Here is a 16,040-nt window from a genome sequence, read left to right on the forward strand (position 1 = left end):
CCAAGCGCACTTTTCGCTCAATGGAAATCGCCCTTACCAAACGACGCGGCGCATGGCGCACGCTGGCGCGATGCCTCGGCGTCGTCGGTGTGTCCTGTGCGCTCGCGTTGCTCTCGGCCATTGCAGCGGTCGCGCTCAGCATGCCTTCGCTCGACGGCACCTATGCCGAGCGCCAATTGCACGCCAGCGTTTCCGTGGCGCGCGATGCCCAAGGCGTACCCACGATTGCCGGTAGGACGCGTGAGGATGTGGCTTACGCGACCGGCTTCGTGCATGCGCAGGAGCGCTTCTTCCAAATGGATCTGTTGCGCCGTTCCGCTTCCGGCACGCTGGCGGCTTTAGTCGGTCCTGCCGCGCTTGCCGTCGACCGCGCACACCGCGTCTATCGATTCGACTCGCTCGCCGGCAAAGCGTTTGCGCAACTTCCTCCCGCCGATCAAGCGCTTCTCGAGCACTATGCGGCCGGCGTCAATGCCGGGCTCGATGCGTTGAAGGTGCGGCCGTTCGAATATCTCATGCTTCGCACGGGGCCGGCGGCCTGGCGGCCGCAGGATAGCTTGCTCGCGATTTGGGCGATGTACTTCGATCTGCAAGGAAGCCAACTGCACTATAAGTTCGCGCGAGGTTGGTTGAGCGCGCATACGGATGAGCAAACTTTAAAGACGCTATTGCCGGCGTGCAGCGAATGGGACGCCCCCCTCGATGCGCCATCGATCGGCTGCGGCGCATCTTCCGTTCTTGGACCCGCACCGGATTGGCTCGGCGGTCCCTCCGTCCAAACATTGGGTCAGATTCCCTTCGGCACGCAGACCGGCAGCAACAATTGGGCAATAGCGGGCACACGAACGGTCACGGGCAGCGCGATCGTCTCGAACGACATGCACCTGACGCTTCGATTGCCGAACATTTGGTATCGCGTCGCTCTCGAATACCCGGACGCATCGGGCGCGACGCGGCGTATCGTCGGCGTAACGTTGCCCGGCACACCTGTGGTCGTGGCCGGCAGCAACGGTGCGGTCGCGTGGGGATTCACGAACAGCTACGGCAACGATCTCGATCTCGTCGAATTGAAATCGGACGCGCAACACGTCGACCGCTACCGAACGCCCAACGGCTGGGCGCCGATCGAATACGAAGACGAGACGCTCGACGTCCGAGGCGAGCAAGGTCGACCGATCCGCCTCGCCGAGACCGCGCTCGGCCCAGTCACGGAGATGGGCGGCAAACGGTACGCGGTTAGATGGGTGGCCGAAGATGAACGCGCGGTCGACGTCTCGCTGATTCGGATGGAGCGTGCGAAGAATGTGACCGAAGCGCTCTCCATCGGTGCGGCCGCAGGTATTCCGGCTCAAAATCTCGTCGTGGGCGATGCGTCGGGCAACATCGGCTGGACGATCGCGGGCGCGATGCCGGGCAGGCATTCGCAATGGGACGATACACTCCCCTATCCATCCGACGCCCCGGGCAAAGGGTTCGTCGGCTTGCTTCCGGCCGGAGAGCACCCGTCGATCGTCAATCCACCCTCCGGACAGCTTTGGACGGCCAACGCGCGCCAGTTGGCCGGAGGCGATTACGATCTGATCGGCGACGGCGGTGCCGACCTCGGCGCCCGGGCCCGTCAAATTCGCGACGACCTCACGGCGCAACGGAGCTTCGACGAGCATCGCGCCTATGCGCCGAGTCTCGACGACCGCGCGCTTTTTCTGTTGCCGTGGCGGGACCGCGCATTGCGCGTGTTGGATGCGCGAGCGATCGCCGGCCACGTTGAACGAGCCGAGTTCAAGCGACTGCTGCTCACTGATTGGCTGGGTTGTGCCTGTGTCGATTCCGTCGGGTATCGTCTGACGCGCGGCTTTCTATATAACTTATATCGATCGTTCTTCGATGCCGCCGATGCGCAAATGCGCAAGCTCGACCCCGAGGCGAGTTTTGCGCGTGCCACGCCGAGGTGGCCCGTGGTCTTGGCGCGCCTTGTCGATGAACAGCCGCCCGGCTGGCTGCCGAAGGGCCAAGATAGCTGGCGCAATGTGGAACTTCGCGCGATCGACGAGACGATTTCCCAATTGACCGCGCAATCGACTCCTCTGAGGGATGCCACGTGGGGGCGCCGGAACGCAGCTCGCATCGAACATCCGTTAGCCCTGGGGATGCCGTTCCTCGCGCGATGGCTTGCCGAGCCGGCCGACCCGCTGCCGGGCGACGGCAACATGCCGCGCGTTGCGACACCGTCTTTCGGCCAATCCGAGCGGATGGTCGTTTCTCCCGGACATGAGGACCACGGCATCTTCAATATGCCCGGCGGACAAAGCGGACATCCGTTCAGCGCCAACTTCCTATCGGGCTTCAGCGCCTGGGCGACGGGCCGCGCGACGCCCCTACTGCCCGGGCCGCAACGCCACCTGCTCGTGCTGGCACCGGCGGCGGCACCGGCCAAGGCCCAATGACCGCCCCTTTAGCCGAATGCACTTGCGGAATAGGTAGGGTCGTTGCAATGACGCAACGCAGCAATCGCCAGTCGGGCCGAAAGACGGGGCTTCTGATAAAAAATTTGTGCAATGCACTAGCTTTTGTATAGGGAAAACCCTAGAATACGCCTTAAGGGATAACCCTAAGCCGCATTTAACCGGGAGTTGCCATGAGCTACGTTTTCGCCCTCATTCAAAAGATCAGCGAGTTCTTCGCGTCCCCGCACCTGCCGCTCGATTCCGACTATTCGTTCGAAGCGCGTCATCGCGAAGCCGAGCGCGTTCGTCTGTCGCAAGCCACGGTGTTCGGGATTCGCCTCGTCGACTAACCCGTCTGGGTAGTCTGCAACGCGTCGGCGGCAGCCGACGCTTGGTAGTAGCGTTCGATTTCGTTCGGCTGCGCGAGCACGGTGCCGGCGCGCAGCACGGCCGAGGTGCCGGCGGCAACGCCGTAACGCAATGCTTCCTTCAGCGGCAGTGCCTGGTCGATCGCCCAAACGAACGCGGCGACGAAGCTGTCCCCCGCCCCGACTGCGCTCACCACGGGTACGGGTACGCCTTCCACATGGTCGACGCCGCTTTCGGTGGCCATCGAGGCCCCCTTCGCTCCGAGCGTCACCAACACCACACGTGCGTTGCCGCGGGCAACCAGCCGCTGAGCTTGTTCGGTCCATTCGGCTTGGGTTTCCAGCGGCTTACCGGTCAACTCGCGCAGTTCGTCGATACTCGGTTTGACCGCGTAGACGCCTTCGTCGAGCGCCGCCGCGAGCGCATCGCCCGAGGTATCCAGAATGACGCGTGTACCCTTCGCCCTTGCCGCGCGCGCGATCCGCGCATAGAAATCTACGGGAATCCCGGGTGGCAAGCTGCCGCTGGCCACCAAGAACCGGGGACAGGGATCGAGCGACATGAGACGGTCGAAACACGCCTGCGCTTCGATCGGCGAGACTTCTGGGCCCGGGGCGACGAACCGGTATTCTTGCCCCGTCGACGTTTCCCGCACCGCGAAGTTCTCTCGCGTCTCCTGCGCGATCGGCACGCAATCGATGTCGACGCGCTCCGCGCGCAATAGCTCCGATAGCGTTCGGCCCGTGCGCCCGCCCGCCAAATAGAGTGCCGTGCACTCCATCCCCAAGCGTCGCACGACGCGGGCAACGTTGATTCCGCCTCCGCCCGGATCGCGGCGTACGTCGCCGCAGCGCAGCTTGCGCGTAGGGACCAGACGATCGACGGCAAACGACAGATCGACGGCCGGATTTAAAGTAAGCGTAACGATGTCAGTCATGGCCGGGAAGATTTGCTGGCTAGCGTTATTGGTCGCAGTAGAGCACTGCTTCCGTCGTCGCCCATTGATGCATGTCAACGGGTGCGGCAAGGGCCGCAGTACCCCGCACGTCGCCATTTCCGGCGCCTTTGCCGCCTCAGTTGATCGATGTCATACGAGACGCCGGCTCGGTGCGCGAAGATGAAAGCGCCGCCGACGTTGCGACGTAGCTGTCTGCCCAAACAACATGCGCTCAAGAATCGATTTGCAGGCGATGCGTCGCGTGGCGCTCGCATTTGCTTTCACGTTCGCTCTGCTTTGCACCGGTGCCGTCACGATGCCGGCCACGGCGAGCGATGCCGTCCCACGCGTGGCGGTGCTCGTGTATCACCGCTTCGGGGAGACCGCCGCCGATTCGATGACTGTTCGCGTCGAAACATTCGAAGCGCAATTGCGCATGCTGCGCGCGCACGGCTATCGTTTCGTCGCGTTGCGCGATGTCGTCGATTGGATCGAAGGCGAGCGAGACAGCTTGCCGCCGAAAGTCGTCGCGCTGACGGTCGACGACGGCCATCGCAGCGTCTTCGACACGCTACGGCCGATCGCATTGCGTGAAAACCTGCCGATCACGCTATTTATCTATCCGTCCGCCATTTCGAACGCTTCCTATGCGCTGACTTGGGATCAGCTTCGAGCGCTGCGGGCTTCCGGCTCCTTCGATGTGCAGTCGCACACCTACTGGCATCCCAACTTCAATATCGAGCGAGCCCGCCTATCGCACGACGATTTCGAAGCGTTCGCCGCGATGCAGCTTCAAAAATCGCGCGCGAGCCTCGAGACGCATCTCCAGATCCACGTCGACCTGCTTGCCTGGCCGTTCGGCATCGTCGACGACGAACTCGTTCAAATGGCGCGCGCTGCCGGATACCGCGCCGCATTCGGACTTGGCGGTCATCTCATCGACAGACAGAGTCCGCCTTTCCGCCTTTCGCGTTTGCTGATCGTCGATGGCGATACGCCGGCCGTCCTTGCCCGATTGCTCGGCGAGCCCGCTTCAGCCGAGCACGACACCCACTTGAAGGAGCCCAAACCGTGAAATGCGGTCGACTCGTTGCATCATTAGGCCTACTGATCTTCTCCGCATCCGCCGTAGCGGCTCAAACGATATCGGGTGTCGTCGTCGATGCCGAAAACCATGAGCCCGTTCCCCACGCGATCATGACGGACGCGCAAGGCGTGCGACGTGCGGACGAGGCAGGACGATTCTCGCTCGATGCTGGCGCCGCCACCGTTGCGGTACGGGCGCCTGGCTACTTGCGCACTACCGTCGCCGTCACGCCCGATGCACCGTTGAAGATCGCATTGACGCCGTTTCGACCGCGCGCCGTCTATCTGTCGGCCTACGGCGTGACGAATGCGACGCTGCGCGATGCCGCCGTCGAGCTCACCGAACGAACGCCGATCAACGCGCTCGTCATCGATATGAAGGGCGACCGAGGCATGACGCCCTATCAGAGCGCCGCGCGCGATGCGATCGGCGCCTCGGCGCATCTCGGCGATCACGCACCGTCCGTCCGCGACTTTCAAGCGATCGTCGATGCGCTTCATCGGCGCCATTTGTACCTCATCGCGCGCATCGTCGTATTCAAGGACGACCCGCTTGCCCAGGCCCATCCCGAGTGGACGGTACGCGATGCGGCCGGTCGCCCGTGGCGCGACCGCGAAAACCTGCAATGGATGGATCCGTTCTCGCAAGACGTGTGGCGGCATAACATCGATGTGGCGCAAGAGGCCGCGCGTGCCGGCTTCGACGAGATTCAATTCGACTACGTTCGCTTCCCCGATGCGAGCGGTTTGCAATTTTCGCAGCCGAACACTCGCGCGAATCGAACGGGCGCGATCGTCGGTTTTCTCGATGCAGCGCGTACTCGGCTGGCACCGTATAACGTATTCGTCGCAGCCGATATCTTCGGTTACGTCTGCTGGAATCTCGACGATACGGCGATCGGGCAGGAACTCGACACGCTCAGTGCACCGTTGGACTATATTTCCCCGATGCTTTACCCGTCCGGTTTTACGTGGGGACTGCCGGGATGTACGAACCCCGTTGCCGATCCGGAGCAGATCGTGCGCCGCTCGCTGCACGAAGCGAAGCTGCGAACCGGCTTGCCCGGCGTACGTTTTCGCCCCTGGTTACAGGCGTTTCGCGATTACGCGTTCGATCGGCGCGAGTTCGATGCCACAGCCATTCGTGCTCAAACGAAAGCAGCCGACGACGCAGGCACCGACGGATGGATGCTATGGAATCCTCGCAACCGATACGATGCGGCCGACTTGCCGCGCTAGCCGTCGTTTTTTCCTTCTGGGCCGTCGTGCTGGCCTGGGCGGGGAATTGCGCGGGTGCCGATCTCGCCGGCGATGAGACGTCGACGCAAAGCAACGCGCTGACGGCTATCGTCGAAGGCGAAATTGCCGCGGGACGCATCGGCGGCGCCGTCATCGTCGCCGGCGACGCCGACGGCGTGACGTATCGGCAGGCATTCGGCCGTCGATCGATGAGGCCTACGCTCGAGCCGATGACGCTCGATACCGAGTTCGACCTCGCTTCGTTGACGAAAGTCGTGGCCACGACGACGGCGGTTATGCAGCTCGTCGAGGCGAACCGGATTTCGCTCGACGCCCCCGTCGCGCGATATTGGCCCGCTTTCGCGGCGAACGGCAAAGCTGCCGTGACCGTACGCGAACTTCTCGCTCACACGTCGGGTTTCGCCCCCGACCTGCCGCTCGGAACGCGCGCGAGCGATCGGGCCGGCGTCCTGGCGCAAGTCATTGCCGAGCCGTTGCGCGCGCCGCCGGGGCAACGCGTCATCTATAGCGACATCAACTTCGTCGTGCTCGGCGAGTTGGTTCGCCGCGTCTCGCACCGATCGCTCGACGAATACTGCGCAACGCATGTGTTCGCGCCGCTCGGGATGAGCGACACCGCATTTCGGTTAGACCTCTCGCGTATCGCACGCGCCGCACCGACAACATCGGATCGGCAAGGCATACGAACGGGACGCGTCCACGATCCGACAGCCGAGCGCATGGGCGGCGTATCAGGCAACGCGGGACTGTTTTCGACGGCCGACGATCTCGCGCGGTTCGCAGGCATGCTGATCAACGGGGGACGCCTACACGGCCGGCGTATTTTGAAGCCGGCGACCGTGGCGGCACTCGCGCTGCCACAGACGCCGTCCGCTTCGGCTCGCCTGCCGGGCGCCGAGGCGGAACTGGCACGCGGGCTCGGTTGGGCGCTCGATGCGCCGCTCGCCTCGAACCGAGACCGCCTGCCGGCGCTCGGCACGCTGACTCATACGGGTTATACCGGCACTGCACTTTGGATCGATCTCGTATCGAGGCGATTCGTCGTGATCCTGACGAATCGCGTGCACCCCGACGACAGCGGCGATGCGAGGCCATTGCGCGCGCAAGTCGTTGCCTGGTTCGCTAGCCGGCAGCCGGCGATGTCTGTGAACGACGTGACGCGCGCATTGCCCGGCCTCGAGTCTGCCGTCGCCGCGGCGCTTCGCTTGCCGCTTGCCAAAGGTCCCGTTCGTAGCGGTATCGATGTGCTCGAGGCACAGCGCTTCATGCCGATGGACGGGCTTGCGCTCGGCCTCGTGACGAATCGCTCGGGATTCGACGCGCTCGGACGCAGGACGATCGATGTCTTGGCCGCCGCGCCGAACGTGCACCTCGTCAAGATCTTCGCCCCTGAGCATGGACTCGGCACCGATCGCGACGAGCCGCTCGGCGATTCGATCGACCGGGCGACCGGTATCGCCGTTCATAGCCTTTACGGAACGAGTCAGCGCTTTCCACCGGGTTCGCTAGACGGCCTGGATGCCCTCGTATTCGACATCCAAGATGCGGGCGTTCGCTTTTTCACGTACGAGACGACGCTCGGTTATGCGCTTGAAGCGGCCGCAAAGAAAGGCATTCCGCTCTTTGTCCTCGATCGTCCCGACCCGCTCGGCGGCAACCTATTCGGCGGACCGATCCTCGATGAAAATCGCGAATCGTTCACAGGCTATTTCCCGTTGCCGTTGATGCCGGGGATGACTGTCGGCGAACTGGCGTCGCTGTTCAATAGCGAACGTCATATCGGTGCCGACCTACGGGTGATCTCGATGCAAGGTTATTCGCGGGCGATGCGGTTCGGGGACACGGGGCTTGGATGGGTACCGCCCTCGCCCAACCTGCGCACCGAGGCGCAACTCGGTCTGTATCCCGACATCGGAATGGTCGAAGGCGCCAACGTCAGTGTCGGCCGCGGAACGCCGCATCCCTTCGAATGGATCGGCGCGCCCTGGATCGACGGCCCTCGGCTTGCCGCGTCGATCGATGCGCTCCATCTTGGCGTGCGTGCTGTCCCCATCGATTTCGTGCCGACGGAATCGATCTATCGCGGGCAACAATGTCACGGGATTGCAATCTCCCGAGGCACAATGCCGACCCCTCCCGGGGAACTCGGAATAGCGCTGCTCGCCACGCTGCGGGCGTTGTATCCCGCGCAGTTCGACCTGGCGGCGACTCGCGCGTCGGTCGGCTCTTCAACGGTTTGGCAGGCGTTGGATACGGGTGCCGGGACAGCAGTAATCGATACCATTCTTATAGAAACCACGACGCGGTTCGAATCGATGCGCGCGCGCTACCTGCGCTATTAGCACGATCGTCGGCCGGTTATGTCCGTTACGCCGGCTCGCGCCGCTACATCTCCTTACAAATGTCACCAATGCGCTGTCCACCGATGGACGCCGCGTCGCGTTTTTGGGGACATCCTCGTAAGGAGTTAGCCATGAACGCCAATCTGCCGTCGAATCCGCAAAGCAATCGCATCCACCCGTTGATCGCCGCCGCGGCCGTCGCGGTTATCCTTGTTAGCGCAACCGGCGTCGCCGCCATCACCGGCTGGCTCCCCACTTCGCGAGCCGTTTCCGCACCGCCGGAGCAAAGTGCGTCGGCTGCCCTGCAAAGCGGACAGGTCGCCAGCGCCCCCGTAAGCGTCGGCTCGGCTTATCGTGCACCCGCACCGCTCGCCACCGAGGCTCGGCCTCACCATCGCGTGGAAAGGCCGCAGCCTCAGCAGGAAGCGGGCTATCGCGAGGTCGATAACCCCTACCGCTCCACCGCATCGCGCACTCCCGCCTATGATCCGAATGCCGGCGAGATCGTCGCCGTCAACGCGGTGCAGGCGCCGGAACCGACGACGGGCATCGGGGCGGTCGGCGGCGCGATTGCGGGCGGCTTGCTCGGTACTCAAATCGGCAACGGTCGGGGCCGGACGCTCGCGACCATCGCAGGCGCCGTCGGCGGCGGCCTCGCGGGCAACGGCATCGAGCACGAAGTGCGCAAGGCGACGTCGTATCAAGTTCAGGTGCGCATGCAAGACGGCAGCTACCGCAACTTCACGTACGCGAGCCAGCCGCAGTTCGAGCCGGGCGAACATGTGCGGGTCGTCGGAGATTCGCTCACGCCGGCGTAACGATGCGACGTCGGATCGGCGGTTACAGGGATTTACAACGCGCAACGTTTATGGCTCGGCGCGTTAACCGATCCTTAAGGTTGATCGAGCAGACTGCAATCATGGACCGTAGGCGAAAGATGCCCACGGCAATTCATGTCAAAGGAGGTGCCGATCATGAAGTTTTCGTTTAGAACGCTGGCTGTCGCTTTCGCATTGCTCCCTGCGGCGGCGTTCGCTCAAACCTCGAACGAGCCGCTGACGCACGCGCAGGTGATGAACCAACTGACGCAACTCAGAGCGGACGGCTACAAGCCGAGCAAGATTCACTACCCGGCCGACATTCAAGCCGCTGAGGCACGCATGGCGGAGCAAAGCGGGACCGCTCTTTCATCGACTAGCGGATACGGCGGTGCAACGAATGGCGCGATGCAATCGGGCAGTGGGATGACGTCGAACGGAACGCAATGGCGTTCTATGTACTCGCATCATTGATGAGAACCTGTAAGCAAGCGCGAGAGCACGGCGACGAAACGATGCCCTCGCGCTAGTTGTTGCGACCGGCGCGTGCGACGAAGTCGGATAAAAACCGCTCGATGGCTAGTACATGGTCCGGCGAGCGCAGCAATTCTGCGATTTCGTGTGGATGCTTGCCGATCAGGGGAATGCGCAAGAAAAGATCTTGCATGAAGCTATCGCTAACGGTCGAAAGCACGAGCCGAAGCGACGCCAGCATATCTTCTCCGCGATGAGAAGCATGCGCTAGGGCGATCGGCTTTCCGATCACCTCGAAGCGAGAGACCATCCAATCGATCGCGTTCTTCAAACCGCCCGGGATGGCGTGGACATACTCGGGACTCGAGATGACGATACCGTCCGCGTCCGCGACGAGCGCTAAGAATCGATCCACTTCGACCGGCGTGCTATCGCCTTCCAAATCCGGCGAAAAAACCGGTAGTCGATCGAGCCGATAAAAGACCGAGAGGTCGATACCGGTTGGCGCGATTTCTTTCATCGCCAAGAGCAAAGCCGTATTGGTGGATGCCTCTCGCGCACTGCCGGAGATTGCCAAAATTTTCATATGGGGTGGCTTCATAAGCTAAAACAGGTTTTTCTGTCATTAGACTTTCAGATTGCGATTTAGGCCGTCGTGTACAGCCTACTCGTAGGCCCGGCATGTTACAGCGCGCGTCGCTCCCCCATGCATCAGGCACGTATCGTGCGCCGCTTGGCGGTGCCTTCGTTCGTGCCCGATCTCTCAATGACGCTATTTCCTCGAATCGTGCTGGCCGCATCCGTGGCCTGCTTCATGACCGCGTGCGCCCACATGGGCCCAGCTAGGCTCAAAGCGGATCAAGTCGATTACACCCGCGCGCTCGGCATGGCGAAAAAGCGTGCCATCCTCGATTCTATGGTTCAGCTACGTTTTGCGGATGCCCCTTCCTTCTTGACCGTCAGCCAAATCATCGCGGCCTATACGTTCGACGCATCGGCGGGCGCGACGTTGAACGAAGGCTCTGGCGCGCAACCCAGCTACGCCCTCGCAAACGGTTCGGTGTCCTATTCGAATCACCCCACGTTCACGTTCCCGCCAACCACAGGCGATGCTTTTGCCGCGGCATATATCCGTCCGTTGGCGCCCGCGCTCGTGCAGCCGCTCGCGCAAGGCGGCATACCGATCGATCTGCTGCTGCGGATCGCCGCGCAATCCGTGGCCGGGTTGCGCAACGGCACAGCGCTCGGCGGCTCGCGCAGCGCGGGCACACCGGGATTCTTCCAGTTGCTGCATGCGGCGCGGCGTTTGGCCGCGATCGCCAACTTCACGAAATGCCTCGCTACCCAACTGATCGAACGCGGCATCCGCGTCAACGGCGTAGCGCCCGGGCCCTTTTGGACACCGTTGCAAGTCACCGGCAGCCAAACGACCGAGAACGTGCAGAAGTTCGGCGAGCAGGTGCCGATGAAACGGCCGGGCCAACCCGCCGAACTCGCCCCTGTCTATGTGCTGCTGGCCTCGGCCGAGGCCAGTTACATCACCGGACAGATCTACGGTGCGATGGGCGGAAAGGGGCAACCTTAAGCGGGGAAGTGCCCCTCGCGTGCGAACCGCCTCATCATCGGCGAAACGACTACGACACAACTACGCGTCGCGCGGCCATATACGGTCGATGGCGTCGAGTTGAGGCGGTTTGTGAATCATCGAAATCAGTTCGCGCTCGCCCGTCACGCTCTGCTCGAGTGTCGCGCGCACGCCGAAGTTGACGCCGGGGCTGCTTTGCCGTCCCACGCGCTCATAGACCTTGAATTCGACGGGCAGCCATGAATCGGGCCGCGCGAGCACGTCGGCATAGTCTTGCTCCCAGTGGGCGATTTCCTGCTCGCTCGCGCCGTTGGCACGCAACGCGCTCGCGCGGTCGGCATAAGCGTCGAGTCGCTTGGCCGCATGTTCCCGCAGGCGAAAGCGGTGAAACAATAGTTGGTTGTCCTTATGATCGGCCTTCACCTGCGCCAAGTGCGATTCGATTCGCTCGCGACCTCGAGCCAACACTTCGGGGCGCTCGGCTTCACTCGGCATCGCCGGATTGTCGGGGTCGAGGCCGAACATCAAGGCCCACCGCTCGTCGTTGCGGACCGCGTGCGCGTAGTCGTCGAAATGGGCAAACTCGGTATCGGCGTAGGACACGCGATGCACGAGTTTGCCTTCCTCCCGGACGAGCGACATCTTGGCGACATGCTGCCGATCGCGGATGCGGTAGCGCACCATCGGGAAATCGCTCGATAGCAAGCCGAAGTTGACGGCTTCCTTCGTCGCCTGCGGCGAATCGCCTAGGCTCGTGCTGAGTCCCGCGCTCGCGATATGCCGTCCGCCTCGGCCGCTGCGATGGCTTTCCACCGCCGTCGTGCCGCCCGTATCCAAGCTATCGCCGACGTTCTTCGAGGCATAGTCGTAGGCATAGCCGAATTGCGGGCCCAAACGGGCCGACATTTCCCCGACCGACGCTTTGACGCTCACGCCACCCGATACGTTCACGCCGTGGCGTCGTTCGTTTTGATGCTGTTCGCTCCATACGACGGAGAAATCGTCGTTTTCGATAAAGCGTTGAGCTAGGGCTTGCCATGCCCCGTCTTCATCGGCGAGATCGCGATCGCGCGCATGGTCGAACATGAACGCGTTGACGGCATACATGCCGTCTTGCAAGCGCTTATCGTCGAAGCCGCTGCCGTCCGCTTTCATACGACGGGCGACGATCAGCGAAAACGCATTGCGATTCAATCGATCGGTTTGATAGGCGACGACATTCGCCGTCACGCCGGCCCGAACGATCAGATAATCGCCGCCGACCTGAATCCCCGCCCCCGCATCGAACGCGACACGATCCTGGGAGCCGGCCGAGAAGTAAAAGCACGCCGTGCGACGTCCGTATTCGGCGAACGCTTGGCGTCCACCGCGCACACGCAGATTCAAGCGAGGCGAAATCACGATACCGGCCGCATGCAAGAGTTTGCCGACGTTGGCGGAAAGGCCCGCCGTGCTGAAGCCCACCTGACCGCCGTCGACAAGCACAACCTTGCCGCCGGATTTCATCGTGTCCGCCAGTTCGTCCAGTGCGGCCTTTTGCGCTTCGGGCGAAAGGCCCTTGGGCTTGATCGGCGCAGCGCGCGCAATGCGCTCGAGGGTCTTCCACTCTGCCGCGGCGACCTCCTTCGCCTGCGGCAGCCGCCTTGCCATGACGTCGAGCTTGTCGATGTCGAGCGCCGCACTACCGTTCGCTAGTCGTTCGCGTAACGGCGCCCAAGCGCGCTTTCCGCCGCGCTGGGCGGCACGCCGAAGCGTTGTCGCAAAGTGCCGCAATGCGAACCAGGCCTCGCGATGAGCAGGCGATGCCGCGGCGGACGGAATCGGCAGCCGTGCGAACGCATTTCGGACGTTGCGCGCAATGGCGTCGAAATCGTCGTCGCCAAGCTTGTCGCCGTAGGCAACGTCCGGGCGATTCGCCCAATGCGCGATCTCCGCGCGCTCCGTCAGGACCGATACGGCATCCGCGCCTGTTTCCCTCATGCGGGCGACGATGGCATCGAGCGAGCGCGTGGGATCGCCCTCGGATCCGTCTGCGCCCTGCTCGGCCGCCAGGGCATCGAGCGCGGCTCGCGTCGATCCCTGCAAGGCGGCGCGCTCCTTGTCGACGATGTCGAGATGCGCGCTGTGGATGCCTTTGCTCAAGACGGCGAAAGCGGTTTTCTGCTTGCCGATCACACGCGGCAGTGCCGTCTTCCAGCGCGAGGCGGACGCGCGAGGAATGGACGTATCGATGGTCTTAAACAGACGCGACTTCACTTTGGCGAACGCCGTCTCCGGGCCATCGGTCATGTAGTCGTTGCGGCCCGCGAATACGGCGCCCGTTTCGGCCGGCGTGAGTGCCGCCAAGTCACCCGCTCGCCAGAGCTTAGCCGCGGCCAATGCCATCGTGCCCAAGTGCCGCTGGGTGGGATCGGCGGTCGGGTCGGCGAGCCAGCGCCGGGCCTGTCGCAAGATCTGACGTGGATTCGCGCTGCGCGACGAGGCGCGAACGATCGCATCGCCCGCGCGCAACCATACGCGGGGGGCGTACTTGACGCCCTCCCCCTGCGGCCAGGTCGAACCGGCCACGCGGTGCAACGCCTCATAGCCGTTAGTCGTTTGCGCCATGATCTGCGCTGCGCGCCAAGCATCGCGCTCGACGTCCTGCGCCATGGCGGTCGATGCCGGCGCCAAGTCGGCCAGATCGAGGCCTTGTTGAAGACGATCGAGCACGTCACCGGCCAATGCGACGTTCCCTCGCGTTGCCCATGCGATGGCATCGGCGCAGGTAAGCGCATCGGCATAGGCGAGTTCGCTCGGGCCGGCGCTGGGCGCCGCGGCCGGTGCGGCAAAAACCTGCGCAATCCTCAGCACTAACGCTCGAGCATTCGCCGCCGCCTCCGCGGATGGGGCACCGTTCGGCCCGGTGGTCCTGAATCGCTTCGATGCCTCGGCAACATAGGCCTCCTCTGTGCTCAATGCGGACCGCGCCCGCGTATGCGCCGCATCGGCAATCGGCGTACGCTCTATCGGGCCGAATGCATCGATCACGCGGCCCATGTCCGCGTCGGTGCGCCGAGAAGACGTGGCGGCGTTTTGGAAGGTTTCGTGGCCGGATGATGCCGATGACGCGACCGGCAGCGAACTCGACGAACTCGTCGCCGTCGAGTTCGGTGTCACGAAAGTCTTGCCGAATCGGCGGCCGCTATAGAAAGGGCTGTTGATTTCGAAGTCGCGCGTGCCGATGTCGCGCAGCTTGGCGGGCAAACGCTTCAAACCCTCTCCGAGGGGCGTCGCGTTTGTCTGAACCGCGGTCGCCGGGGACGCTTCCACGACGAGCTCGCTCGCGGTTTCCCCGATGCTTTCCAATTCCCACTGTTCATGCGCCGGCGGCGTACCGCCCGCCTGAGTCGTCCTGTCCATGGCGTTCGCTCTCCGAGCGGTTGACGTCCATGCAATGTCAGGTCCGACCATGACCTCCTGAAGCAACTAGCGAAGCATCGTGGCGTTATGCGAAAAAGTAGCCGGCCAAGTCGTCGTCGAGAAAACGGCTCACGGAGAGCACGTCGTCGAGCGCCCACACGCAGTGGTACCACCCCGTCGGCACGATCAACAGGTCGCCGGGTCCTACGACGATATCGACGTAACGCGCATCCGCGAAATCGGGAAAGCGAGCGAGATCCGGGTTCGCTGCATCGACGCGGCAGGGCTGATAAAGGTTGAATGCCGGGAATGCGTACAGCCGGTCACGCTCGCTCGGCGCAAAGAGCCGCACCTTTTTGCGCCCATGCACTTGGGCGAGGAACGAGGTGGCGACGTCGCAGTGCAGCCGCGTCACGAGCGCATCGTCGCGACGCGCACCGGCCCAAATTTGAGCCGTGCTGAAAGCGGCGAGCTTGAAGAACGGAAACGGAAACAACGGTTCGAGGACCGCCGGTAGCAGGCATCCGTGCGTATAGGGTGCGGCCGATTCAGGCCCGCGGGCACTCCCCGGCGAGCCCGCTAGGGAACCGATGAACGCGCGTAGGGACAACACGCGCCCATGTGGCCCGCCCACGAGCGGCACATCGCCGTACCGCGCTGCGAACTGCTCCATCGACCAAGCGCATGCCGGCCAATCGAGTACGCCGCGCAGACAGAGCGGGCGGCTTGCACGCACGTATTGAAGAATCGTCCGCGCATCGGCCGACTTGCGCTCCGGCACCTCCGACAGCGACGAAGGCGCCATGGCTCGCGCCCGCGCGAGCCGGGCGGCGGAGGTAGCCGACGGCCGTTTGAGCAATTGCAGGAGGTGGTGAGCCGCTTGCGCATCCCCGGCGATGGAGAGACGGCCGGCAAAGCGCTCGCTCCTCGCATCGAAGCTCGTCGGCGTGTCCAGTATGGCGTCGAGCGTCGCGCGCGTCATGGTGACCACCGCGTCGATGCGCGTGGGCGCGAACGCATCTGCGCCGTCGATGGCCTCGAACACCGCTCCCAATCGAAACGCTTTTTCGTGTTTTTCCCCGGCCTCTTCCACCACGACGCGCACGCGCGCCTCCATTGAGCGAGGAACATAGCATTGCGCGGCTCGCGATGCGAAGCGATCGAGCGCAGCGACTTCCTGCACGTTCATTCGTGTCTCCTCTTTGTGACGCTTGGAATAAGCGCCCCCGAAAGATACGTTAGCGGCAATCATGCGAAACCACGCGGGGAACGCGAAGGTGCGACACGGGAGGCGAATCGGCTCGCGTGCGCGTGGGGCGGGAA

Annotated in this window: 12 protein-coding genes; 8 read left to right on the top strand and 4 right to left on the bottom strand. The window is 63.4% G+C overall.

The window, feature by feature from the left end:
* The first annotated feature begins 20 nt into the window (after positions 1 to 20).
* Positions 21 to 2,444 carry a penicillin acylase family protein gene (locus tag AB1286_RS26440; protein WP_430366180.1) on the top strand — a complete coding sequence of 808 codons (2,424 nt, stop codon included), beginning with the start codon at positions 21 to 23 and terminating at the stop codon, positions 2,442 to 2,444.
* A 191-nt stretch (positions 2,445 to 2,635) separates the two neighbouring features.
* Positions 2,636 to 2,794 carry a hypothetical protein gene (locus tag AB1286_RS26445; RefSeq protein WP_430366181.1) on the top strand — a complete coding sequence of 53 codons (159 nt, stop codon included), beginning with the start codon at positions 2,636 to 2,638 and terminating at the stop codon, positions 2,792 to 2,794.
* On the opposite strand, the gene AB1286_RS26450 is transcribed toward AB1286_RS26445, so the two are convergent.
* On the bottom strand, positions 2,791 to 3,750 hold the full coding sequence (locus tag AB1286_RS26450) for a 1-phosphofructokinase family hexose kinase (RefSeq protein WP_430366182.1): 960 nt from the start codon (positions 3,748 to 3,750) through the stop codon (positions 2,791 to 2,793). The genes AB1286_RS26445 and AB1286_RS26450 overlap by 4 nt on opposite strands.
* 226 nt (positions 3,751 to 3,976) lie before the next feature.
* On the opposite strand from AB1286_RS26450, the gene AB1286_RS26455 reads away from it, so the two are divergent.
* The 5 genes from AB1286_RS26455 to AB1286_RS26475 all read left to right on the top strand — a co-directional run bounded on the left by AB1286_RS26455 (position 3,977) and on the right by AB1286_RS26475 (position 9,730).
* On the top strand, positions 3,977 to 4,825 hold the full coding sequence (locus AB1286_RS26455; RefSeq protein WP_430366183.1) for a polysaccharide deacetylase family protein: 849 nt from the start codon (positions 3,977 to 3,979) through the stop codon (positions 4,823 to 4,825).
* Between the two features lie 32 nt (positions 4,826 to 4,857).
* A complete protein-coding gene (locus AB1286_RS26460; RefSeq protein WP_430367324.1) occupies positions 4,858 to 6,075 on the top strand; it encodes a putative glycoside hydrolase in 1,218 nt (405 codons plus the stop codon).
* On the top strand, positions 6,030 to 8,438 hold the full coding sequence (locus AB1286_RS26465; RefSeq protein WP_430366184.1) for an exo-beta-N-acetylmuramidase NamZ domain-containing protein: 2,409 nt from the start codon (positions 6,030 to 6,032) through the stop codon (positions 8,436 to 8,438). Before AB1286_RS26460 ends, AB1286_RS26465 begins: the two co-directional genes overlap by 46 nt.
* Before the next feature lie 131 nt (positions 8,439 to 8,569).
* Positions 8,570 to 9,256, top strand: coding sequence for a glycine zipper 2TM domain-containing protein (locus AB1286_RS26470; protein ID WP_430366185.1), 687 nt, complete (start codon positions 8,570 to 8,572; stop codon positions 9,254 to 9,256).
* A 156-nt stretch (positions 9,257 to 9,412) separates the two neighbouring features.
* Positions 9,413 to 9,730, top strand: a complete 318-nt coding sequence (locus AB1286_RS26475) for a DUF4148 domain-containing protein (protein ID WP_430366186.1) — start codon at positions 9,413 to 9,415, stop codon at positions 9,728 to 9,730.
* A gap of 52 nt (positions 9,731 to 9,782) precedes the next feature.
* Here the strand turns inward: AB1286_RS26475 and AB1286_RS26480 are convergent, their stop codons facing one another.
* Positions 9,783 to 10,316 (bottom strand): NADPH-dependent FMN reductase, encoded by a 534-nt coding sequence (locus tag AB1286_RS26480; RefSeq protein ID WP_430366187.1) that lies wholly within the window; start codon positions 10,314 to 10,316, stop codon positions 9,783 to 9,785.
* 180 nt (positions 10,317 to 10,496) lie between these two features.
* Between AB1286_RS26480 and AB1286_RS26485 the strand changes: the two genes are divergently transcribed.
* Positions 10,497 to 11,315, top strand: coding sequence for an SDR family oxidoreductase (locus tag AB1286_RS26485; protein ID WP_430367325.1), 819 nt, complete (start codon positions 10,497 to 10,499; stop codon positions 11,313 to 11,315).
* A gap of 60 nt (positions 11,316 to 11,375) precedes the next feature.
* Here AB1286_RS26485 and AB1286_RS26490 read toward each other — a convergent pair whose 3' ends face one another.
* The gene (locus AB1286_RS26490) at positions 11,376 to 14,717 is read right to left on the bottom strand and encodes a hypothetical protein (RefSeq protein WP_430366188.1); all 3,342 of its coding nucleotides are present in this window, start codon (positions 14,715 to 14,717) and stop codon (positions 11,376 to 11,378) included.
* A gap of 85 nt (positions 14,718 to 14,802) precedes the next feature.
* Positions 14,803 to 15,906, bottom strand: a complete 1,104-nt coding sequence (locus AB1286_RS26495) for a cupin-like domain-containing protein (protein ID WP_430366189.1) — start codon at positions 15,904 to 15,906, stop codon at positions 14,803 to 14,805.
* Positions 15,907 to 16,040: the final 134 nt, after the last annotated feature.

It is taken from the genome of Trinickia sp. NRRL B-1857, from assembly GCF_050470685.1.
Classification (GTDB): domain Bacteria; phylum Pseudomonadota; class Gammaproteobacteria; order Burkholderiales; family Burkholderiaceae; genus Trinickia.